Below are 779 nucleotides of genomic sequence, written 5' to 3' on the forward strand. Positions count from 1 at the left end.
CCTAGACAACTCTACAGCCATCTTTTTGAATTCATCATCAAATACCCTGTGTTTCATATTAGTCAAATTTAAAATTACTCCTTTAAATCTGCGAGATAAATGTCTCTACTCAAAGGTAGCAACTCCAGTAGCAACTCCATCAGTCTAGGTTATCCGTCATTGCGAGGCACGAAGCAATCTTTGCAAATAGAAGAAACGTCCGTCTTGGGCAAGACAATTGTTTTTCCCGCTGCCGCGGCGGCTTCAGTTCGCGAAGGACACGATAGCCTTAAATGCTCTTAAATATCTTACATGGTTTAATACAATTACTATAATTATCCTGCAATTATGATTGCTTCACGCCTTCCCTAAACCCTGGCTTCGGTTCGCAATGACGTTGTGTTAATGGTAAGCTTAACGAAGAAACAGTGGTTTTGGATTTGCTATCGGGCTTAAGCAGTTTTGCTATAGCAACTTTCATCATCATACAAGTTACCTCCATAACCGTTAGTCTAGGTTACCCGTCATTGCGAGGCACGAAGCAATCTTTGCAAATAGAAGAAACGTCCGTCTTGGTAAGACAAATTGTTTTCATGCTTAAATGCTCTTAAATGGTTTAATACAATTACTATAATTATCCTTCAATTAAGATTGCATCACGCCTTCGCTAAACCCTAGCTTCGGTTCGTAATGACGTTGTGTTAATGGTAAGCTTAACGAAGAAACAGTGGTTTGGATTTGCTAATGGGCTTAGGCAGTTTTGCTATAACAACTTTCATCACCATACCAGTTACCTCCAT

This window comes from Pedobacter nototheniae, from assembly GCF_004335085.1.
In the GTDB taxonomy this organism is placed as follows: domain Bacteria; phylum Bacteroidota; class Bacteroidia; order Sphingobacteriales; family Sphingobacteriaceae; genus Pedobacter; species Pedobacter nototheniae.